20 protein-coding genes and 1 tRNA gene are annotated in these 22,853 nt (G+C 49.6%); 17 read left to right on the forward strand and 4 right to left on the reverse strand.

Annotation, left to right across the window (positions count from 1 at the left end; all coding sequences use genetic code 11):
• Positions 1-405 precede the first annotated feature (405 nt).
• The 10 genes from HQ41_RS03850 to HQ41_RS09285 all read left to right on the forward strand — a co-directional run bounded on the left by HQ41_RS03850 (position 406) and on the right by HQ41_RS09285 (position 11,058).
• On the forward strand, positions 406-981 hold the full coding sequence (locus HQ41_RS03850) for a nucleotide exchange factor GrpE (protein WP_044188222.1): 576 nt from the start codon (positions 406-408) through the stop codon (positions 979-981).
• 18 nt (positions 982-999) lie between these two features.
• Entirely contained in the window at positions 1,000-2,145 is a 1,146-nt protein-coding gene (gene dnaJ, locus HQ41_RS03855) for a molecular chaperone DnaJ (protein WP_044188179.1), read from the forward strand.
• Positions 2,146-2,394: 249 nt separating this feature from the next.
• Entirely contained in the window at positions 2,395-3,132 is a 738-nt protein-coding gene (locus HQ41_RS03860) for an SIMPL domain-containing protein (protein ID WP_044188183.1), read from the forward strand.
• Between the two features lie 290 nt (positions 3,133-3,422).
• Positions 3,423-4,418 (forward strand): class II fructose-bisphosphate aldolase, encoded by a 996-nt coding sequence (locus tag HQ41_RS03865; RefSeq protein WP_044188186.1) that lies wholly within the window; start codon positions 3,423-3,425, stop codon positions 4,416-4,418.
• A 303-nt stretch (positions 4,419-4,721) separates the two neighbouring features.
• Complete coding sequence (locus HQ41_RS03870; RefSeq protein ID WP_044188188.1) at positions 4,722-5,981, forward strand: nucleotide pyrophosphatase/phosphodiesterase family protein; 1,260 nt, start codon at positions 4,722-4,724, stop codon at positions 5,979-5,981.
• Between the two features lie 4 nt (positions 5,982-5,985).
• Positions 5,986-6,540 (forward strand): DUF4924 family protein, encoded by a 555-nt coding sequence (locus HQ41_RS03875; RefSeq protein WP_044188190.1) that lies wholly within the window; start codon positions 5,986-5,988, stop codon positions 6,538-6,540.
• Positions 6,533-7,447, forward strand: coding sequence for a dTDP-4-dehydrorhamnose reductase (rfbD, locus tag HQ41_RS03880; protein ID WP_044188194.1), 915 nt, complete (start codon positions 6,533-6,535; stop codon positions 7,445-7,447). The genes HQ41_RS03875 and rfbD overlap by 8 nt, the downstream gene beginning before the upstream one ends.
• A gap of 9 nt (positions 7,448-7,456) precedes the next feature.
• Positions 7,457-9,043 carry a peptide chain release factor 3 gene (locus HQ41_RS03885; protein WP_044188197.1) on the forward strand — a complete coding sequence of 529 codons (1,587 nt, stop codon included), beginning with the start codon at positions 7,457-7,459 and terminating at the stop codon, positions 9,041-9,043.
• A gap of 46 nt (positions 9,044-9,089) precedes the next feature.
• A complete protein-coding gene (locus HQ41_RS03890; protein ID WP_052405271.1) occupies positions 9,090-10,502 on the forward strand; it encodes a Gfo/Idh/MocA family protein in 1,413 nt (470 codons plus the stop codon).
• A gap of 115 nt (positions 10,503-10,617) precedes the next feature.
• Positions 10,618-11,058: a single-stranded DNA-binding protein gene (locus tag HQ41_RS09285; RefSeq protein ID WP_052405272.1), complete on the forward strand. Its 441-nt coding sequence runs from the start codon at positions 10,618-10,620 to the stop codon at positions 11,056-11,058.
• Here the strand turns inward: HQ41_RS09285 and HQ41_RS03900 are convergent.
• Both HQ41_RS03900 and HQ41_RS03905 read right to left on the reverse strand, forming a co-directional pair.
• Entirely contained in the window at positions 11,055-12,269 is a 1,215-nt protein-coding gene (locus tag HQ41_RS03900; RefSeq protein WP_044188200.1) for an S-adenosylmethionine:tRNA ribosyltransferase-isomerase, read from the reverse strand. The genes HQ41_RS09285 and HQ41_RS03900 overlap by 4 nt on opposite strands.
• Before the next feature lie 85 nt (positions 12,270-12,354).
• A tRNA-Gly gene (locus HQ41_RS03905) sits at positions 12,355-12,427 on the reverse strand.
• A 907-nt stretch (positions 12,428-13,334) separates the two neighbouring features.
• Here HQ41_RS03905 and HQ41_RS03910 point away from each other — a divergent pair.
• Complete coding sequence (locus HQ41_RS03910; RefSeq protein WP_044188203.1) at positions 13,335-15,032, forward strand: AMP-binding protein; 1,698 nt, start codon at positions 13,335-13,337, stop codon at positions 15,030-15,032.
• 76 nt (positions 15,033-15,108) lie between these two features.
• Here HQ41_RS03910 and HQ41_RS09710 read toward each other — a convergent pair whose 3' ends face one another.
• Together HQ41_RS09710 and HQ41_RS03920 are read right to left on the reverse strand one after the other, a co-directional pair.
• Positions 15,109-15,279, reverse strand: a complete 171-nt coding sequence (locus HQ41_RS09710) for a hypothetical protein (protein WP_235316902.1) — start codon at positions 15,277-15,279, stop codon at positions 15,109-15,111.
• A gap of 110 nt (positions 15,280-15,389) precedes the next feature.
• Positions 15,390-16,004: a porin family protein gene (locus HQ41_RS03920; protein ID WP_044188209.1), complete on the reverse strand. Its 615-nt coding sequence runs from the start codon at positions 16,002-16,004 to the stop codon at positions 15,390-15,392.
• A gap of 254 nt (positions 16,005-16,258) precedes the next feature.
• Between HQ41_RS03920 and HQ41_RS03925 the strand changes: the two genes are divergently transcribed.
• The 6 genes from HQ41_RS03925 to HQ41_RS03950 are packed head-to-tail and all read left to right on the forward strand — an operon-like array spanning position 16,259 to position 22,434.
• Positions 16,259-17,800 (forward strand): glycine--tRNA ligase, encoded by a 1,542-nt coding sequence (locus HQ41_RS03925; RefSeq protein ID WP_044188211.1) that lies wholly within the window; start codon positions 16,259-16,261, stop codon positions 17,798-17,800.
• 12 nt (positions 17,801-17,812) lie between these two features.
• Positions 17,813-18,340, forward strand: a complete 528-nt coding sequence (locus HQ41_RS09290; RefSeq protein WP_052405274.1) for an FKBP-type peptidyl-prolyl cis-trans isomerase — start codon at positions 17,813-17,815, stop codon at positions 18,338-18,340.
• Between the two features lie 7 nt (positions 18,341-18,347).
• Complete coding sequence (gene surE, locus HQ41_RS03935; protein WP_044188213.1) at positions 18,348-19,124, forward strand: 5'/3'-nucleotidase SurE; 777 nt, start codon at positions 18,348-18,350, stop codon at positions 19,122-19,124.
• 18 nt (positions 19,125-19,142) lie between these two features.
• Positions 19,143-20,282, forward strand: coding sequence for a lipid-A-disaccharide synthase (lpxB, locus tag HQ41_RS03940; protein ID WP_044188215.1), 1,140 nt, complete (start codon positions 19,143-19,145; stop codon positions 20,280-20,282).
• A gap of 44 nt (positions 20,283-20,326) precedes the next feature.
• Positions 20,327-21,367 carry an o-succinylbenzoate synthase gene (locus HQ41_RS03945; RefSeq protein ID WP_044188217.1) on the forward strand — a complete coding sequence of 347 codons (1,041 nt, stop codon included), beginning with the start codon at positions 20,327-20,329 and terminating at the stop codon, positions 21,365-21,367.
• The gene (locus HQ41_RS03950; protein WP_044188220.1) at positions 21,358-22,434 is read left to right on the forward strand and encodes an AMP-binding protein; all 1,077 of its coding nucleotides are present in this window, start codon (positions 21,358-21,360) and stop codon (positions 22,432-22,434) included. Before HQ41_RS03945 ends, HQ41_RS03950 begins: the two co-directional genes overlap by 10 nt.
• Positions 22,435-22,853: the final 419 nt, after the last annotated feature.

A 22,853-nucleotide genomic window follows, 5' to 3' on the forward strand; every position in this document is an offset into this window, starting at 1 on the left:
ATGGCGTACAATCTCAAACGTATGCCAGGGCTGCTTGTGCTTCAAGCAGCCAAATAAGCACAAAATGCCCGACCTTGTAGCCCATTGCTCACAAGGTCAGGGTAAAGGGGGAGGATACCCAAGTTGAAAAACACTGCCTCAAGCAACAAAAACACGACTCGAAGGAACTGAGGCGACGAAGGGGCGATTGTGCAATAGGCTCAAGGAGAGTCTATCATCGAGAATTGGATCTCCGAGCAAAAAAGGCAAGACGCAAGAAGTCAGCTGCTCAATCTAAGCACGAGTCTACAGCCTTACAATATGAGCTATGGTATCATATTTGCTCCTTCTAGGGCAGTAGGTTTGCAAAATCACATACCTTTGCAAACCTTAAGAGAACGATATAATATTAAGAATAAGGAGATAATGAACGAAGAAACTAAGCAAACCGAGCTAGATGGGCTGCAAGACCAGCTAGATACCAATATGACAAATGAGCAGGCGGAAGCAGCCAACTCGGAAGAAATGACCGCTGAAGCTGACAACTCGACAGCCACAGAGGAGAGCCTAGAGCAACAGCTGGCGAAGCTCAACGACACTCATCTGCGCCTCATGGCGGAGTACGACAACTACCGCAAGCGTACCCTCAAGGAGAAGAGCGACCTAATCCGAAATGGTGGCGAGAAAGTCCTGCGCGAGCTACTCCCAGTGGTGGACGATCTAGACATTGCTCTAGCCAACATCGACACAGCAGAGGATATGGAAGCCGTCAAGGAGGGCATACGACTTATATATAGCAAATTCACAGACTACCTCTCACGCCAAGGCATCAAGCCTATCGAAACGGCAGGAGTTAGCTTCGACGAGGAGCTACACGAGGCGATCGCCACATTCCCTGCTCCCAGTGAAGAGCTCAAAGGCAAGGTCATCGACTGCGTCAAGAAGGGCTATACACTCAACGATAAGGTACTTCGCCACTCGAGTGTTGTGGTAGGTCAATAAAGAAAGGAGGACTAAGAGATGTCACAAAAAAGAGATTACTACGAAGTCCTCGGCGTAGACAAAGGGGCTACGGACGAGGCCCTCAAAAAAGCATACCGCAAGCTCGCCATCAAGTATCACCCAGACAAAAACCCGGGCGACAAAGAGGCTGAGGAGAAGTTTAAGGAACTAGCAGAGGCTTACGACGTCTTGAGCGATCCTCAGAAGCGAGCTCGCTATGACCAATTCGGCCACGCCGGTGTAGGTAGTAGTGCTGCCAGCGGAGGAGGCTTCGGAGGTGGCATGTCTATGGAGGATATTTTCAGTCGTTTCGGCGACCTATTCGGCGATAGATTTGGTGGCTTCGGCGGATTCGGTGGCGGAGGTCATCAGACCCCACGTGGCTCCGATCTCAGAGCACGGGTCAAGCTCAATCTCGAGGAGATCGAGCAGGGTGTAGAGAAGAAACTAAAGGTCAAGAAGTACGTACACTGCTCACGCTGTCACGGCGAGCGCACGACCGAGCCCGATGGGCGCAAAACTTGTACAACCTGTCAAGGGCGTGGCGTGGTAATGCAGATGCAAAATACCTTCTTCGGCCAAATGCAGTCGCAGAGTGTCTGCCCTACATGCCAAGGCCAAGGCGAGGTGATTACTAAACCCTGCGCTCAGTGCCAAGGCAAGGGAACTCAGATTGGGGAGGAGATCGTTAGCTTTCGCATACCAGCAGGTGTAGCCGAGGGCATGCAGCTCACTGTGCCGGGCAAGGGAAATGCAGCCCCAGCAGGTGGCGTAAACGGGAATCTACTCGTTATCATACAGGAAGAAGAGGATCCCAATCTCATTCGCAATGGCAACGACCTCATCTACAACCTACTCATCTCTGTCCCTCATGCCATCAAGGGTGGTGCAGTAGAGGTGCCAACGATTGGGGGACGTGCTCGTGTAACTATCGAACCGGGGACTCAACCGGGCAAAATACTGCGCCTGAGAGGTAAGGGTCTACCAGAGGTCAATGGCTATGGGCGAGGAGATCTATTGGTCAACGTAAACGTATATATACCCGAGACCCTAGAGGGAGGTGGTAAGGAACTACTAGACCAACTTGACACCAACGAAGGCTTCAAGCCAACCGAAGCAGCTAGACGAGAGATCGACCGTAAATACCGAGATATGCTCGACTAGATTAAATGTGTCATCATAAAGGGGGCTGTGGCAAAATTCGTATTTGCCACAGCCCCTTATTTATTGTATGCAACGCATCCGCTTAGCAGAAATAGATAGACACTCAAAAGATTTGACATACACTCACTCTAGATCTTCATCAATTTTGACAAATTTCTAATACCTTAGCAGTGTTTTTCGTGGGTACAGACATCTACCCTATTCATACATTGATTTTATGGTTAAGTATCACATTAAAAATTCACTACTATGCAAAAAACTAAATTAGTGCTAGTTATGGTAGCTTCGCTGGCCATCATCGCCAGTGCTTGGCTACTATCGGTTGGGATCAAGCACTTCAGAAGTGGATCGCCCCAGATCACCGTAACGGGTGTCGCCGAGCGTAACATCAAGAGTGACCTAATCGTCTGGACAATAGATGTATCGGCACTCAACTCCAATCAGGAGATTGCCTACAACGAGCACCAAAGCAATAGAGAACAAATAGTCAAGTACTTGATGGCAAGTGGCATTACCGAGGAGCAAATCCGCTACTCCAGCACCAACGTGAGCAACGAGTACGATCAGTACTACGACGACAATACACAGAAATATATGCGCACCTTCAGGGGCATTCAGCTCTCAAGTGAAATCATCGTCAGCTCCAACGATGTAGACAATGTAGAGGTCATCTACCAAAAGATCTCTGAGCTACTCAAGCAGGGTGTCAACTTCACAGCTAGAGCACCTCGCTACTACTACACGCAGATCAATACACTCAAAATGGAGATGCTACAAGAAGCCTCTCAGAATGCCTATGCAAGAGCGAAAACAATCGCCGAGGGTAGCAACAGCAGTCTATCCGACCTTGCCTCCTCGACGATGGGAGTCTTCCAGATTGTTGGGCTCAATAGCGAGGAAGACTACAGCTGGGGTGGCACATTCAATACCTCCTCCAAACTCAAAACTGCGAGTGTGACCGTACGCTCATCGTACAAAATCAAATAGGGTCCAGACCATTACTTGGCACGAAACTACATGAGCACCCTTGCAGCCTCACTCATTAGCGAGGAGCAGCAAGGGAGCTTCTGTATACACTGGTGCAGAGCTCCACTGACAGCAATCCTAGAGCTAGGCTAATCAAACAGAGGTAAGGATAAGTAGACTTGGACAAGAGGAGTGGGAAGTTTCCTAATAAAAAACTTAATTAACTAGCAGGATACTTCATTTTAATTGTGTATCTTTGCCAAAGCTAAAAGGATAACTAAGAACAAGTAATATAGTTAATTCAAACAACAATGGTTAGTTACAAAGAACTAGGTCTTGTCAATACACGCGACATGTTCGCCAAGGCCGTTAAGGGTGGCTATGCTATCCCTGCTTTCAACTTCAACAATATGGAGCAGCTACAGGCTATCATCGGTGCTGTAGTAGAAACTAAGTCGCCAGTGATCCTACAGGTGTCTAGCGGAGCTCGTAAGTACGCCAACCAGACGCTTCTTCGCTACATGGCTCAGGGTGCGGTAGAGTATGCCAAGGAACTTGGTTGCCCCAACCCACAGATTGCCCTACACCTAGACCACGGTGACAGCCTAGAGCTATGTAAGAGCTGTATCGAGATGGGCTTCTCATCTGTGATGATCGACGGCTCTCACCTACCATACGACGAGAACGTAGCACTAACTAAGTCTGTAGTAGAGTACGCACACCAGCACGATGTGACCGTAGAGGGTGAGCTCGGTATCCTAGCCGGCGTAGAGGACGATGTAGTAGCAGAGCACCACACTTACACTCAGCCAGAGGAAGTGGTAGACTTCCTTACCAAGACTGGTGTAGACTCTCTGGCTATCTCTATCGGCACTTCTCACGGTGCCAACAAGTTCACTCCAGAGCAGTGCGAGCGTGATGCCAATGGTGTACTTGTACCACCCCCATTGCGCTTCGATATCCTAGAAGAAATCGAGAAGCAAGCTCCCGGCTTCCCAATCGTACTACACGGTGCATCTTCTGTACCACAGGAAGAAGTGGCTACGATCAACAAGTATGGCGGTGCCCTCAAGGATGCAGTAGGTATCCCCGAGGAGCAGCTCCGTCGTGCTGCCAAGAGCGCAGTATGCAAGATTAACATCGACTCAGACGGTCGTTTGGCTATGACTGCTGCTATCCGCAACGTATTCGCCAACAAGCCAGAGGAGTTCGACCCACGTAAGTACCTTGGCCCAGCTCGCGATGCACTCAAGAAGCTATACATGCACAAGATCGAAAACGTACTAGGCTCTAAAGACCGTATCTAATAGCTCCGAGTAGCTCATCTAACTAGAGTGGGGGTGTGTCGAATGTAGTTTTCGACACACCCCCATTTGACTGCACTAGCGAGTACGGAGTACTGAGAGGCCATTGTAAGCCAAGAAAAGGTTAGAGCCCAGCATATATCTATAAGGATCCCGAGCAAACATCCAGATCGACGTAACCGACAGACTGTACTAGACACATCTATTCCACTGTTTCCTAGCAAGCAGGTATCTGGAAAAATGCTATTTTTGTAAGAAATTTTGGCATCAATTTATAAACAATTAAGAATAAGAGATTCGAGCGATATGAAAATTAAAAGTTTACTCTTCTGTAGCGCCTTGGGCTTAGCGTCCCTCATGGGATTCTCTAGTAGAGGAGCGCAGAGTAACAGGGCCTACGAACTAGAGCAAAGCCTACCAGCAGATAGATATGTGGTGGTGCTATCTCTCGATGGCTTCAGACACGACTATCAGAGTAAAACACATACGCCCAGCCTTGATGCCATCGACCAAGAGGGGTTATCTGGTACTTTTCGCCCCTGCTACCCTTCACTAACCTTTCCCAATCACTACTCTATGGCCACGGGTCTACACCCCAACAACCACGGCCTTGTAGGCAATGAATTTTGGGACGAGCAAGGCAACCACTATAAAATAGGGAAGCGCAGCGCAGTGGAAAACCCAATATTCTACTTCGGCGAACCACTATGGAACACTGCCCGCCGAGCAGGCCTGCGCTCTGCTAGCTTCTTCTGGGTAGGAAGCGAAACTGCAGTAGGAGGGCATCAACCCGATATATGGAAAAGATTTGATAGTAATGTACCCTACCGCAATAGAGCAGACTCCGTCATCAGCTGGTTGCAGCTCCCCATTGCAGAGCGTCCTCGTCTCGTGATGTGGTACCTCGAGGAACCAGATCATACGGGGCATCACTATAGCCCAGAGGGGGAGGAAACAAAGCAAATGATCCGTCTGGTAGACTCGGTGGTAGGCTACTTCAGAGAGCGTTTGGCTCAGCTACCTATTGCCTCAAAGGTTGATTTTATCCTAGTATCAGATCATGGCATGGCAACCTACGACAGATCTAAGGAGGTCAACCTAGCCGACTATCTACCACTTGATAGCTTCAAGCACGTCTCAACAGGACCTTTTACGCACCTCTACCCCAAGGATGGCTACGCCGAAACGGCTTACCAAATCCTCAGAGAAGTGCCACACATCAGAGTTTACCGCCGAGGTGAGCTCCCCAAACGCCTACACTTCGGGTCTAGTCCACGCATTGGCGAGTTGGTTATAATGGCAGATCTGGGGACTCAGATCTACTTCCAGCCCAATCGAAAGCGCATCAGTCGCATCGCCGCAGGACATGGATTTGACAATGCACACCACGAGATGCTTGCCCTATTCAAGGCTGTGGGGCCTAGCTTCGAGAGGGGAAGACATATAGACGAACCCATTCCCAACATCACGCTGTACCCCTTGGTTTGTCAGCTACTAGGCATAGAACCAGCCAAGCATGATGCAGACGAAGAGCTCGCTCGCAGTCTAAGACGTAATACCCCCTAGGACAATGATCATCGCTAGAGCTAAAAAACAAGAGAATATCTGCGAATACCTGCTATATATGTGGCAGGTAGAGGATTTGATACGTGCCGCAGGGTGCGACATTGACCGCATTGAACAGCTCATTCTGCCCCGCTACGATGTAGACGATAAGGTCAAGCAAGAGATCCGCCAGTGGTACAGCGAACTGGCAGACATGATGCGCACCGAAGGGAAGCAAGACAGCGGTCACCTAGACATCAACCGCATCGTCCTGATGCAACTGGAGGATCTACATCGCAGACTACTGGCCAATCCCAACGACTATGTTTACGCTGGGCTACACTATCAAGTCCTACCTGCTGTCATTCAGTTGCGAGGCAAGAGTGCGGGACACGAGGTCGGGGATCTTGAAACCTGTTTCAATGCCATCTATGGCTACCTTACGCTTGCACTCAAGGGAGAGTCTATCGGTGAAGAAACCCAAAAGTCTATGAGACAAATCAGCGCCTTCCTCGCTATGCTTGCACACAAGTACAAGCTAGAGCAGGAGGCGGAGCAAAACCCAGAGGCCAATGAATAAGACCTATCGCCTCATCATCACCGGAGCTCAGGGGCAACTAGGGCGTTCTATCCAAGCACTTGCTTCCTCTTACCCAAGCATTGAGTTCGTCTATACCGACGTCAAGGAACTAGACATCTGCGAGCCGAATAGTCTAGACAGATTTGCCGAGACACTCACGCCCAAGCTACCAACGCTTGTAGTCAATTGTGCTGCCTATACTGCCGTGGATTTAGCCGAGGGGGAGAGTGAGATTGCCGATCGACTCAACCATCAAGCCGTCCGACTGATTGCGGAGTCTTGCCAATGTCTAGGCTATATGATGATACAAGTCAGCACCGACTATGTCTTCGACGGAGCTGCTTCCCGTCCGTATACCGAAGATGCTCCTACCAATCCGCTCGGAGTATATGGTAGAACTAAACGATTGGGCGAAGAGTCTATTGTGCAAACTCTCGGCTCCAGAGGGCTAGTCGTACGCACAGCTTGGCTCTACTCTCCTTACGGACGGAACTTCGTGCTCACGATGATACGACTAGCAGATGAGAGAAAAGAACTAAAAGTCGTGGCCGATCAGATCGGTTCACCCACGTATGCCCCCAACCTCGCCGAGGCTATCGTACGCATCGCACAGCAGTCTTTGGAGCGTGGTGCCTTCAGTCGCCCCTACTTGCACTACACCGATGCGGGGGTGTGCAGTTGGTATGACCTAGCTTACTACGCGATTAAAGGAAGTGGCAAGACGAAATGCACCGTACTCCCTATCACAACTCAAGACTACCCCACCCCAGCCGCTCGACCAGCCTACAGCGTTTTGAGCAAAGAAGCTATCCGAGCAGACTATGACATTGAACCTCGGCACTGGACTGATGGCGTAGACAGCCTGCTCAAACATCTAGCTCTAGCAGGCAAAGACCAAACGAAATAACCCAATAATATGAGTCAATATAAAGAAGAAATAGATCTGAGGCGTACCTTCGCCATCATCAGTCACCCCGACGCCGGTAAGACAACTCTGACAGAGAAGCTGCTGCTATTCGGGGGAGCTATTCATGTGGCAGGAGCCGTCAAGAGCAATAAAATCAAGAAAACTGCCACGAGTGACTGGATGGAGATTGAGAAGCAACGTGGTATCTCGGTGGCCACATCGGTCATGGGCTTTGAGTATCGTGGCCATAAGGTTAATATCCTAGACACCCCCGGTCACCAAGATTTCGCCGAAGATACCTTCCGTACGCTTACTGCTGTGGATAGTGTAATCATTGTTATCGACTCAGCCAAGGGGGTAGAAGCACAAACCCGCAAGCTGATGGAGGTTTGCCGCATGCGCAAAACGCCAGTGATCGTTTATATCAATAAACTTGACCGTGAGGGGCGTGATCCTTTTGACTTACTAGACGAAGTGGAAGCCGAGCTACAAATCAAGGTTCGTCCGCTTTCGTGGCCGATCGACATGGGGGCTCGCTTCCGTGGCGTGTACAATATCTATGAGCAGGGGCTGAACCTCTTTACGCCCGATAAGCAACGCATTACAGAGAGCGTGGCTATCGCTGATATCAATTCACCCGACCTTGAGGCGCACATCGGCTCGGATCTTGCCGATAAGCTACGCATGGATCTTGAGCTCGTAGACGGTGTTTACCCAGAGTTTGAGCGTGAAGCCTATCTGCGTGGTGAGCTAGCCCCCGTATTCTTTGGTTCGGCTCTCAACAACTTCGGTGTGCAGGAGCTACTCAACTGCTTCATCGACATCGCTCCATCGCCCCAACCCGTCAAAGCTGAGGAGCGAACCGTCTCTCCCTACGAAGAGGGCTTCACGGGCTTTGTCTTCAAGATCCACGCCAATATGGACCCTAACCACCGAAGCTGTATCGCCTTCGTGAAGATCTGTTCGGGCCGTTTCGAACGCAATGCAGGCTACCGCCATGTACGTCTAGGCAAGGTAATGAAGTTTAGTAGCCCAACAGCCTTTATGGCACAGCGCAAAGAAACCGTCGAGGAGGCTTTTGCGGGTGACATCATTGGTCTACCCGATACGGGCAACTTCCGCATTGGCGACACACTTACCTCAGGAGAGATCTTGCACTTCAAGGGGCTACCTAGCTTCTCTCCAGAACTCTTTAAGTACATCGAAAATCAAGATCCGCTCAAGACCAAGCAACTGGCTAAGGGGTTGGATCAACTCATGGGAGAGGGCGTGGCACAGCTCTTCACCAATCAGTTCAATGGGCGCAAAGTGGTCGGCACGGTTGGGCAGCTGCAATTCGAGGTCATTCAGTATCGCCTGCTACACGAGTACGGCGCAGCTTGTCGTTGGGAACCTATTAACCTATACAAGGCATGCTGGATAGAGAGCGATGATGCCGAGGCTTTGGAGAACTTCAAGCGTCGCAAGGCACAATATATGGCCAAAGACTTGGCTGGTCGAGATGTTTACCTAGCCGACTCTAGCTATGTACTCTCGATGGCCCAGCAGGATTTCCCTGCTATTCGGTTCCACTTTACCAGCGAGTTTGACCATTGAGGCTATAACACAACCTAAATTATTAATTACTCAAACTCTATTTTCAATGAAAACGATCAAACAGATTGCGACACTGGCGATGCTGGGGCTTACCTTCATCGGCACACTCGCTAGTTGCGCTCCTAAACAAGAGGAGAAGCAAATGAGCTATCTAATCCCGACTGAGGTGCCTGCTAGACCAGAAGGTCAGAAGGACGTGCTCCAGCTACGCCACGACCCAATCCCAGTGGTACGCATTGGCTTCATCGGCCTTGGTATGCGTGGCCCAAGCGCTGTGAGTCGCTTCACGCACCTCGATGGCGTAGAGGTCAAGGCTCTCTGTGACCTACATCCAGAGCGTGTAGCCAAGTCGCAAGCGATCCTCAAGGGTGCTGGTAAGGCAGAGGCAGCTGAATACAGCGGTAGCCAAGATGCTTGGAAGGCTCTCTGCGACAGAGACGATATCGACCTCGTGTACATTGCAACCGACTGGAAGCATCACGCCGAGATGATGATCTATGCCATGAATAAAGGTAAGCACGTAGCCTGCGAAGTGCCGGCCGTGATGAACCTCAAGGAGGCTTGGGACGTCGTCAATACAGCCGAGCGCACACAGCGCCACTGCATGATGCTTGAGAACTGTGTCTATGACTTCTTTGAGCTGACGACCCTTAATATGGCTCAGAAAGGTCTATTAGGCGAAGTACTTAGCGGCAAAGGCGCCTACATTCACAACCTAGAACCCTTCTGGCTAGACTACGAGGGAGACTGGAGATTTCAGTACAACAAGGAGCACCGTGGCGATGTGTACGCAACGCATGGTCTCGGCCCAGTTTGCTTCGCCCTAGACATTCACAGAGGTGACAAGATGGACTACCTCGTAGCGATGGACGTACCTGCGGTAACGATCCCCAAGTACATCGAAGAGCAACGTGGAGAGCCCGTAGGCGAGTTTAAGAATGGCGAAATGACGCATACACTCATCAAAACGAACAAGGGTAAGACTATCTACCTAGAGCACAACGTCGCTTCGTATCGCCCATACGACCGTATGTACCAGCTTATCGGTACGGACGGCTTTGCCAATAAATACCCAACAACTGGTATTTGTCTGCGCCCCACTGAAGAAAACAAGAGCGCAGTACCCGATCACGAAGATCTCACCAAGCACAACTTCGTAAGCAAGGAAACAGAAAAGGCACTTATGGAGCAATACCAGCACCCCATTGCCAAGGATATCGTAGAGAAGGCCAAACAAGTTGGCGGTCATGGGGGAATGGACTTCATCATGGACTATCGTCTTATCTACTGCCTACAGAAGGGACTTCCTCTAGATATGGACGTGTACGATCTAGCCGAGTGGTCTGTCATCGGAGATCTCACACGTATCTCACTAGAGAATAACTCAGCTCCAGTACAGTTCCCCGACTTCACTCGTGGCGGCTGGCAGCGCATCAAAGGACAATCCTTCGCTCTGTAATCGTTCCAAGAGTTCATCAACCTCGAGGGAAGCCATAGATCTAAAGCAATAGACTGATGGCTTCCCTCTCTCTTTAAGGCTTCTAAAATTGACTATGTCCAATCAAGCATACACTATGTCACAGCATTCATCTATCAATCACGTATACCTAGTAGGGCTCGTGGAGGAAGAGCCCGAGGTGCGCTACTTCGGCTATGATGCCCTAGAGGTAAGGCTCCGCCTAATGACCATCGAACATCTCCCCAAGCCAGACGGAAGCACGAGAGAGCTGAAGCTATGGCATCAGCTCTCGGCTCGTGGCGGCGTAGCCAAGAGTATCGAATGCGAGGTTCATTCGGGAGCTATGCTGGAGGTTTTCGGCAGCCTACGTTACTACCGAGATACCGACCGACATGGTGTTAGCCGCAATATCACCGAGATCGAGGTGAATCGGATACATATACTACACAAAGCATCGAGGGGCAACACCTCACCTAGTAGTGAGATGCCTGCCCCTCTTGATGAGTTGGATTGGTCTTCTTTCGCGCCGTCGTCCGATGAAGACCCTATGGCTTAGGGTAGTAGTAGAGAGCTATCGCCATAGCTCAAGAAGCGATAGCCATGTCGCAGTGCGTGGTCGTAGACAGATCTCCAATCATCAGCGATAAAAGCCGAGATTAGCAGCAGTAGCGTGCTATTAGGCTGATGAAAGTTGGTTACAATCCCAGACACCACACGGAATGTGTACCCCGGAGCAATGAGAATGGCCGTAGGGAAAACTAAAGTCCCTAAATCATTGCATTCCATATAATCCAAGATCGCCCTCAGTGCCTGCTCGGCGCTGGGGGCTTTTTCGTGCACATACTCGTAGGCCTGCCACTGCTCAACCGCAAGATCTGCACTGGGCAAGCTAGGCGAGTGTAGCAGTCTAACACCAAGATGATAGAGGCTCTCTAGAGTACGCACCGAGGTTGTCCCGACAGCAATAATAGGCCCAGAGTGACGGTATAGACGCTCGATCGTCTGGCGCTCTAGGACGATGAGCTCTTGATGCATCTCGTGATCCCCAATCGTCCGGCTCTTAACAGGCCTAAAGGTGCCAGCCCCTACGTGTAGCGTCACATCGAGTACCGACACACCACGCTCGCCTATCTGTCGAAAAACCTCCTCCGTAAAGTGAAGTCCTGCCGTAGGCGCGGCAACCGATCCTTCCGGGCGAGCATAAACCGTCTGATAGGTCTGCAAGTCGCTCTGCTCACTCTCTCGATTGAGGTAGGGCGGTATAGGTAGGATCCCCATGAGCTCAAGCAATTCGCCGAAGGTATAGGCTTCATTATCCCAAGAGAAATGTACGACACCCTCCTCTCCTCTCTCGGCTTGCAGATGCACGACCTCTCTATCCTCGACATGTAGAGCCAAGGTAAGCAGTTGCTCTCTATGCCAGCGTCGAGCATTACCCAACATACAGTGCCAAGAGCAGCGCTGCCGAGCCGATAGAGCGAGTTCATAGCTACTAGGTTGATAGGGATCTAAGCAGAAAATCTCAATCTGAGCGCCACTCTCTTTACGAAAGAGCAGACGTGCACGTATTACCCTTGAGTTGTTGCGCACAAGCAAGCTATCGGCAGGTAGCAGATCGGGCAGATCGGCGAAACGTCGGTCCCTAATCTGACCAGACTGATAGACCAAGAGCTTGGACTGATCCCGCTGCGCCAAGGGATACTTGGCAATGCGCTCATCGGGGAGCTCGTAGGTATAATCCTCTATTGCAATGTTCTTAGTTGTCATTTCCTTGATTCAATTACGCTTGAGCCAAGACTATTAGCCCAAGAGCTATAACGAAAAAAGGAAGACCGAGGCCTTCCTTTTCTAGAGCGGAAGACGGGACTCGAACCCGCGACCCTAACCTTGGCAAGGTTATGCTCTACCAACTGAGCTACTTCCGCAATTAATCCGAGGGGCTTCCCTCGTTTTGCAATGCAAAGGTAATACAGTTTTCTAAACTACCAAAACATCTCTAGCATATTTTTGAGGTTATAATAAGGCTCCGAAAACAAACCTTAACCTAACTTCGTGACATATAATAAACTTGACCAGTGAAAAAACTTATCTCCCTACCCTATCCGTTGGCCATACCCTCACAAGACGCCCTATAAACTTGGGATAAGATGCATCTAAACTAAATGCTCTAGATTTATATTTTAGCTCAGTTTTCAGAATGTTGATGAGGAAACTCCGACGAACTTGGGGCAAAAAGATCAGACATCATATTTGCCCTCTAACAGGCTCTAGATTGCGTTGGGGCTCGTTTTGAGCCATGCACCCAAACGAGTCTAAATAGCCGATCAAAACGTATAAGCCACAAAACACTAATAAACAGACAAATAGAAGAAGAAAATACTACGATTCAGGAAGTCAGCGTACATTCTTTCGGGTTTCCTTCCCATCAATCTTGGCTGATTGTAGGATATATCCTCAACGATTAGTCCTACAATCCTCCACAATCTGTCCTTCAATTTTGAGAGAAGTATGGATAATCTAATGCCAATACTCCCAACTTCACCCTAGAAAAAGGGCTTACATCTTAACAAAAATCAACAGAAAACTTATACTTCCGCTCTAGACGAAGCGGACACATCGGCAGACAGCCATCTTACATACAAGCCAACAAAAGAGTATCAACACAAGGCTCTTTCGAGGGCGATCTCTACCCTCTTGTATCCCTCGATAGATAGAGGCTAATTGTCTGAAGTAGCGAAATGCACTATCTTTGCACAGAAATAGAGTTAGTGTGCAAGGCGCCCTATCTAGTGGAGGATTTGAAATAAAGACTTTAATATACATAGTTTACAGATGGTTAGTACAAATTTTATCTCTCTGTATGAGGAGGGGTTTGTCAAATACTGGGACAGCCCAGCCCTATCCAACTACGAGGGGGTAACTTATACTTATCAGCAAGTTTGCGAACGAATCGCTCAGTGGCACATCTTCTTCGAGCGTGTCGGTCTACAACGTGGCGAAAAAGTCACTCTGATGGGCAAAGACACAGCCGAGTGGTGTACCATATTCCTAGCTACAGTGACCTATGGAGCTGTGATCGTACCAGTACTGCAAGACTTTGCACCAGCAGATGCGATGTCTATCATCGACCACTCCGAGTCTAGCCTGCTCTTCGTCAATGATAATCTTTGGGAGCAGATGAGCCTAAAGCAACTACCCTTGGTCAAGCATGTCCTAGACCTACAGAGTAATGTCTCTCTTGCGAGCCAAGGAGAGCTACAAGATTTATCTACACTAGTAGACAGCCTACCCAAACTACTGGCAGAGCGTTACCCACAAGGCTACGGCAGAGAAGATGTCAAGTACTACCATACTCCCAATAGCGAATTGCTCCTACTGAACTATACATCAGGGACAACGGGCTTCAGCAAGGGCGTTATGGTTACGGGTAATAACCTCGCAGGCAATGTGATGTTCTGCCGGGACAATAAGATCCTACACCCTCAAGAGGAGCTACTATGCTTCCTCCCTCTAGCTCATACTTATAGCTGCATGGTACACCTGCTACTAGCTATGACTATAGGGGTACACGTTACCATTCTAGGCCGAGTGCCGACTCCCAAGGTCCTTGGGCAGGCACTCAAGAAGCTCAAGCCTCACATCGTTGTTTCGGTACCATTGGTTCTAGAGAAGATCTATCAGAATGCGATCCTACCGATTATCCAGCAGCCTAAAATCAAGTTTATGCTCAGTATGCCTATCCTCAAAGGCATCGTCCACAAGAAGATCCGTCAGAAGCTCATCGACGGACTGGGTGGCTGCACTAGGGAAGTGATCGTAGGTGGGGCAGCACTTAACCCAGAAGTTGGGGTATTCCTGAAGAAAATAGGCTTCCCCATTACCGTGGGTTATGGCATGACCGAGTGTGCTCCCTTAATCAGCTATATTCCGCCCAAAGAGTGGCGTGTGGGCTCGTGCGGACAGGTGCTACGTGGCTACATGGAAGCCCGCATAGCACCACTAGAGGACAGCAACGCGAATGTCACCGCTACTACAAGAGATACCAAAGGGTTGCCCGTGGGAGAGATTCAAGTACGTGGAGAGAACGTCTGCCTTGGGTACTACAAGAACGAAGAGCAGACGGCAGCCCTCTTCACCGAAGATGGCTGGCTCAGAACTGGCGACCTCGGCAGTATGGACGCTGACAATTTCCTATACATCAAGGGCAGAAGCAAGACAATGCTTCTAGGAGCTAACGGGCAGAATATCTACCCCGAAGAGATTGAGGCTAAAATCAGCCTAATCCCCTATGTGCAAGAGAGTATCGTCCTCATGCGAGATGGCAAGCTAGAGGCTTTGATAGTACCCAATATCACAGCTATCGAGAGTGCAGGTGTCACCGAGGGTGAGGCGTGGGAGGTAATCAAAGCTCACCGTGCAGCCCTCAACGATCAGCTAGGAGCCTACGAGAAGATTCAGCGCTTCGAGCTACGCAACGAGCCATTTGAGAAGACACCGAAGCAAAGCATCAAGCGCTTCCTCTACAGTTAGAGCAGAGTAAATACTCCACAGCTACTCTTACTCCAAGGCGGTAGGCCGAGAACTCAACCTACCGCCTTGAGTTTTGTCATAGATAGCCGAAAACCAAATCGCAGGTAAGTGGACAAAAGAAAGGCCGTGTATCATAATGTGCAAACTGCTGTGCTGCTTGCGACATTTGCTCCATGCGGACTTCATCGTCGGCTTCGGTCACATACTTTAGTGTGCTCCCGTCAGCCTCAGTCTTAGCATCTTGCATTTTGTACATTATGAAACATATCAAAAGGGGCTGCGGCAAAAATGAATTTTGCCACAGCCCCCCCCCTTTATGTTTAATATAGTAGAGCTACCAATGAGATCGCACTAAAACTAGAAGCGCATACCTACAGTAGCATAGAAATTGTGCTGAGTCAGACTATAGCCTTCTGGAGCCTTTTTGAACTGATTGATCATACCAAACTCAGACCCTAGACGCACATAGAAGCGGCTAAGCTCTACAGCTGCAGAGATACCCACACCTGCATCGAAGCGCTTACGGTTGCTAGCATCACCGAAAAGGTCTAGAGAGAGTCCCTTCTTCGTTTCCATCTTACCAGACAAAGCATAGGCAAAGTATGGACCAAGCTCTACCGAAACGCCTAGATTGTGCATAAAGTTGGCACGTAGACCGATATTTACTGGCACACTCACACTGTGAGTAGTTTCTGTGGCGGATACAAACTTAGTCTTGTAGCCACCCATTTTGTAGACTACACCGGGAGCGAGGTAAAAAGTAGCCATACCGGGATCCGTTAGAGCTATTTCTGCTGCTGCGGCGGCTCGCAAACCTATCTTGATGTTTTCTGTAGTCGAGTTGGCGGAAGTAGTCTTCTGACTGGCATTGGAGAACGCTGCTCCGACCTCTACTCGAGGAGTAACGCTCTGCGCCTGAGCGCCCCAAATACCCGCAGCCATTACTAGAGCTGCCATTACTGTCTTTCTCATAAATCTTATTACGTTTACTTAGTTAAAATGGTACACTTTCGTAAAATACCATTGCAAATATATGCTAAAATTTTCACTTAAACAAGAAAATTACGTAAATACCGTTCCAAATATGCACGGGAATGGCCTACTGGCGAGCTAGACAAGCCAATAATAATGCGTATCTTTGTCCGTTAAAACGTAAGGGGTTAGATACAATATCAAGCTCTATGAAAGTCGTGTAATCAACTAAAACGTATATATAATAAGGTAATATGGCACAGCAAGAAGATCTATTCAAGAAAGTGATCTCTCACTGCAAAGAGTACGGATTCGTATTCCCCTCCTCCGAAATCTACGACGGCCTAGGGGCTGTCTATGACTATGGACAGCTCGGTAGCGAACTCAAAAACAACATCAAGCGCTACTGGTGGGACGCAATGACACTGCTACAAGATAATGTAGTGGGGATCGACTCTGCAATCTTCATGCACCCCAAGATCTGGAAGGCCTCTGGACACGTAGACGCCTTTAATGATCCCCTCATCGACAACAAAGACTCCAAGAAGCGCTACCGTGCAGATGTCCTGATCGAGGATCATCTAGCCAAAATCGAGGAGAAGATCGCCAAGGAAATCACCAAGGCCGCCAAGAAATTTGGCGATGCCTTCGATGAAGCACAGTTCCGTGCCACTAATGCACGTGTGCTAGAGTACCAAGCCAAATACGATGCTCTGCATAGTCGCTTTGCCCAAGCACTCAATGATAGCAACCTAGAGGAGCTACGACAGATCATCATCGACTGTGAGATCGTCTGCCCTATCAGTGGCACACGTAACTGGACCGAGGTGCGCCAGTTCAACCTCATGTTCTCTACCGAGATGGGCTCAACGGCCGATGGTGCGATGAAGGTTTATCTCCGTCCAGAGACGGCACAAGGTATCTTTGTCAATTACCTAAACGTACAGAAGACAGGTCGTATGAAGATCCCCTTTGGGATCGCCCAGATTGGTAAGGCCTTCCGCAACGAGATTGTCGCTCGTCAGTTCATCTTCCGTATGCGAGAGTTTGAGCAGATGGAGCTTCAGTTCTTCGTACGCCCCGGCGAGGAGCTTCAGTGGTTCGAACACTGGAAGCAAGTACGTCTACGCTGGCACCAAGCACTCGGCCTAGGCAACGACAAGTATCGCTACCACGACCACGAGAAGCTAGCGCACTATGCCAATGCGGCTACGGACATTGAGTTCCAGATGCCTTTTGGCTTCAAAGAAGTGGAGGGGATACACAGCCGTACGGACTTCGACCTCAAGCGTCACGAAGAGTTTAGTGGCAAGAAGCTCCAGTACTTCGATCCTGAGCTAGGTCAGAGCTATGTCCCCTACGTCGTAGAGACCTCTATTGGAGTGGACCGTATGTTCCTCAGTCTGATGTGTGGTGCATACGATGAAGAGGTACTAGAGGGTGGCGACACTCGTGTGGTACTGCGCCTACCAGCCCCACTGGCTCCCGTCAAGCTCGCCGTACTTCCTCTAGTGCGCAAGGACGGTCTAGACGAGAAGGCAAGAGAGATTGTGAGCGATCTACGCTTCGAGTTCAACTGTCAGCTAGACGAGAAGGACTCTATCGGCAAGCGATATAGACGTCAAGATGCGATTGGCACACCATTCTGCATCACGGTGGATCACCAAACAATGGAGGACAATACGGTAACCATTCGCCATAGAGATAGTATGCAGCAGGAGCGTATCGCCATTGCAGACCTTGCCCGTGTAATCGGAGAGTCTGTAGCAATGAAGAGCTTGCTCAAACAGATATAAAAACGAGATCCGATGAACATCAAATCCATATATTCGGCCGCAATAGCCCTAGCCCTCCTGCTGGGGTCTACGGGCTGCAACGACGAGGTCAATCCAACTCTGGAGCAGCGTGCCAGAGATGAGGGGACATTCCATGCCTTCAAGGACAGTTCAGACTACAAACGCATTACCACCCCCGGGCTATATGGGGACAACTATGTGTATGCCAAGTGGGTCAAAAAGGGCTATGGCCAGCGAAAGGCAAAGCTAACAGATCATGTGTACGTGCGCTACACTGGCTACTACTTGACCACTTGGGTCGGCGGACGACAGCAGGGCATCTTCGATACCAATGCTGACCAAGAGATCCTCAGCCCACTATCAGTCAATGGAACAATCAATGGCTGGATGATCGCCCTACAAAATATGGTCGAGGGTGATGAGGTCGGGGTAGCTATACCATGGTACCTAGCCTATGGAGCGCAAGGCAAGAACCGTGCGATAGCTCCATACACCTCTCTTTACTTCAAAATCAATCTAGAACAAATAGTTGATCAATAGACCTCGCATGGCAAATCAAATCAGGTTTCTTCTATCCAATGACGACGGATTTCGTGCTCCCGGTTTACAGGAGCTAGCACGTGCACTCACCTCATTGGGTGAGGTAGTGATCGTTGGACCAGATGGTCCTCGCTCTGGCTTCTCATCTGCCATCACGACAACCATACCTCTACGCCTCAAACCTCGCCACAGCGAGGAACGCCTAACTATATACAGTGTAGACGGCACGCCCGTAGACTGCGTAAAGCTAGCGCTCAATACGCTCTTCGCCGATAGCCGCCCCTCCATGGTTATCTCAGGCATCAACCATGGGAGCAACGACGGCGTATGCGTCCATTACTCTGGCACGATTGGCGCAGCCCGTGAGGCTTGTATACAAGGTGTGCCCGCCCTAGCCATATCACTAGACGACACTGCAGAGCGTCCAGACTTTGCCGATGCTATCTCCTACTCCATCTCTGTGGTTAAGCACGTCCTCAACCATGGCCTAGCTCCCAACCGCCTGCTATCACTCAATGTACCCAAGAGCAAGCCTAGAGGACTCAAGGTCTGTCGTCAAGCTATCAGCCGCTTCGTAGATGAGTATATGCCTAGTAGCAATGCACGAGGGCATCAGGTCTACTGGCTACAAGGCTACCAAGAGCAACCACAGGCAGGACACAGCCCTACCGATGTAGAGCTCCTGAGAGAGGGATATGCAACCCTAACTCCTCTGATGCTCGACCAAACCGATCATCATGGTCTGGTAGAGCTAGAGCGTATGGGTTATGGTTCTCTAGCATAGAGGAAATAGGAGAATGCGATGCGTTACTTTTTGGTCGTAGGAGAAGCTTCGGGCGATCTACACGCCTCACGCTTGATGCGCTCGATCAAAGCGCTTGATCCTAAAGCCGACTTCATGTTTGTAGGGGGAGATCTCATGGCCGAGGTGGCTGAGAAACTTCCCCTAGTCCATTACCGTGAATTGGCCTTCATGGGGTTCATTCCCGTGTTGAGAAACCTAGATAAGATTAGCAGCTCGGGCTATTTAGTGCAGGAGATGATGCGAGCCTATAACCCCGATGCCGTTATTCCCGTAGACTACGCAGGCTTCAACCTACGCTACATTCTACCTTTTGCCAAGGAACATCTAGACTGCCCCATCGTCTATTACATAGCTCCTAAACTGTGGGCTTGGAAGAAGTGGCGCATTCATCGCCTAGCTCGCTATACAGACCTGCTACTATGCATACTGCCTTTTGAACAAGAGTTCTTTGGCCGCTATGGTATGCGAGCCCAATATATAGGTAATCCATGTGTCGATGCGACTCTCCCGATAAGAGAGCAGCAGGCCGCCCTGCCTAGCACACATCGGCAAATCGCCATACTAAGCGGTAGCCGTAAGCAGGAACTAGCTGCCAACCTCCCCACAATGCTGGCAGCCACGAAGCTGCTTGCCTGTAGCTACAAAGTCATTGTGGCTGGAGCTCCGGGGCTTGAGGCGAGTGACTATGCTCCCTATTTAGCCGACTATCCCGAGGTAGAGCTGCGCTTCGGTGCGACATACAGCATTGTCGCCCAGAGCGAGGCTGCCCTAGTTACCTCTGGGACAGCAACCCTAGAAACAGCTCTGCTAGGCACTCCACAGATTGTCTGTTATCGCATGGGAGGGCTCAAGATCTCAAGGTGGGCCTGGAAGACTTTTTTCTCCGTTCCATACATCTCACTAGTCAATCTAATCCTAGGTCGAGAGGCCGTACCTGAGCTAATCGGCTCCGAAGTTGAGCCCTTGGGCATCTATCATCGCCTCAAAGCCATTCTGGAAGGCGGCTCCGAGCGCAGCCAACAGCTCGATAGCATCAATGAGTTACGCCACAAGCTAGGCAAAGCCTCCACGAGCGATCTCGCCGCCCAAGTCGTAATTGCAGAGATTAGCAGTAGGCGCAGGACCAGCTCTGACTAGCTCTGCACTCTTCCTACATTACCCAATAATCTCCCCTATATGGTATGAATAGGTATAGCATAGCCATTAGACCCTATCGGCTTATCTTCCATCAGCCAGCAGGCACATCTCGAGGTGTGTACACAACACGTGACGTGTATTACTTGTATCTGTCCTCAACTTCTCGGCCAGAGGACGTCGGGATTGGGGAGTGTGCACCATTACCAGATCTAAGCTGCGATGCGACACCTGACTACCTCGAGATATTGCGACGCATCTGCCTAGACGTAAATCGTAAAGGTACACTCCCAAGTGACGAATTACTACGCCCCTATCCTTCTATCCGATTTGCTCTCGAAACCGCTCAGCGACATCTAGAGCGTGGATCATGGGCACTGTGGGACACCGACTTCTCTCGAGGGGAGTCGGGAATACCAATCAATGGGCTTATATGGATGGGCGACCGTACTACCATGCTCAAGAGAATAGAAGAGAAAATTCGACAAGGCTTCAGATGTATCAAAATGAAAATTGGGGCCATTGACTTCGATGAAGAGCTATCTCTCCTCAGGCATATCCGCAGACACTTCTCTGCCAAAGAGATTGAGCTACGAGTAGATGCTAATGGAGCATTCTCCCCTGAGCTCGCACTCGATTTGCTCTCACGCCTACACGAGCTAGAGCTACACTCGATCGAACAACCCATACGATCTGGACAATGGGAGGAGATGGCTCGCCTTACAAGCCTAAGCCCATTGCCTATCGCTCTAGATGAGGAGCTAATCGGGCATCATACCGCCGAGGATAAAATTCACTTGCTTGAGCAGATTGTCCCTCAATATATCATACTCAAACCCTCCTTACACGGGGGGCTATCTGGCAGTGACGAGTGGATTAATATCGCCCAGCAACGAGGCATAGGCTGGTGGATTACCTCTGCCCTAGAAAGCAATATAGGCCTAAATGCTATAGCCCAATGGTCTGCCTGCCACCAGATAAGTATGCCACAAGGCCTAGGTACAGGTATGCTTTATCGCAACAACATACAAATGCCTATCTCCATAGTCGGAGATAGGCTCTGGTACACCCCCGACCTATGTATCTAGATCGTACCCATCAGCATCTGCGTGTAGGTGAGCGATACTACACCCCGGATACCCTCCCTACATCAGAGCCAGCGAATCAAGATGCTGCACTGGTGAACTTCTTACGTACATGGTGGAGCGACGACGAATATATGCTTGTGCAAACCTCAGGCTCTACAGGAGCACCCAAACTACTACGAGTAAGTAAGGCTCGTATGATGCAGAGCGCCCGAGCCACCTGCTCTTTTTTCGAGCTCAATGCCTCCGACACTGCTCTCCTATGTATGGACCTAAGATACATCGGGGCTATGATGCTTGTCGTACGCTGCCTGATCTCAGGCATGAAACTCATCGTACAGCCCACTCGCTCCAACCCATTACTCAAGCTTGAGGAGGAGATCACCTTTGCTGCTATTGTGCCACTACAAGCCAGAGAGATTCTTCGGGACCCAACAACCAAGAATAAGCTAAGCCGCATCAAATACACAATCATAGGAGGTAGCAGTCTAGACGCCGAACTAGAACATGAATTATCTACTTTGCCGAACGGGATCTACTCGACCTATGGAATGACCGAAACTCTATCTCATATAGCCCTGCGCAGAGTCAGTGGCACAGATACAAACCCGTACTACACTCCCCTTGAGGGCATCTCGGTATATCTTAGCGACCGAGGTACACTATGCATCAAGGCTCCACTGATTACCCCTGAGCCACTAGAAACGAATGACCTCGCTGAGCTACTCTCCGATGGACGATTTCGGATACTCGGTAGAAGCGACAACATCATCAATAGCGGAGGGGTCAAAATACAGCTTGAACTCGTAGAGGAAGCAATAGCACAGCTACACACAGCTCCTCTAGCCCTAACGTGGCGGAGAGATCAGCGATTGGGACAAGCTCTTATACTCGTCCTAGAAGAGAGGGGTGGCCAAGACAAGACCCAGCTCTTGGGCTCTCTCAAATCTCATCTGCCATGCTACCACTGCCCTAAGGATATCATTTACGTCCCAGAGATACCTCGCCTAGCGAATGGCAAACTAGATCGCAAAGCCCTTGAGAGGATAGCTAACATAGAGAAGTACTAACCGACATAGCTTAATAGCATCTCTCAAATACCATGACTATGGCCAGAACAAAAACGTCACTACGACACCTATCCACCCCTCTACTATAAGCTTTATTACCATTGTAAAGTGTGAATTTGGCTAAAAAAGTTCATACTAAAAGACTCTATCCAACAGTCAATTATAAAAATATATAAAATTTCACAGGAAGAAATGTTGCAGGAATAAAAAATAGTTTATACTTTTGTGGTGTGTGTTTTTCATGGTATTAGATTTAAGGTTAACGAAAAGGATTGGTTGTCGGGAGACAACCAATCTTTGTTTTTATAGAGATTATCATCTTGAGACCGTTGCACGGCATTCTGCCTCTTTTCGGTTAGAAACGTTGTATATATCTCTGATTATTACTATCTTTAATATGTAATTAATTGTATCGACAT

Origin of the sequence: Porphyromonas sp. COT-290 OH860, from assembly GCF_000768935.1 — a bacterium.
GTDB lineage: Bacteria > Bacteroidota > Bacteroidia > Bacteroidales > Porphyromonadaceae > Porphyromonas.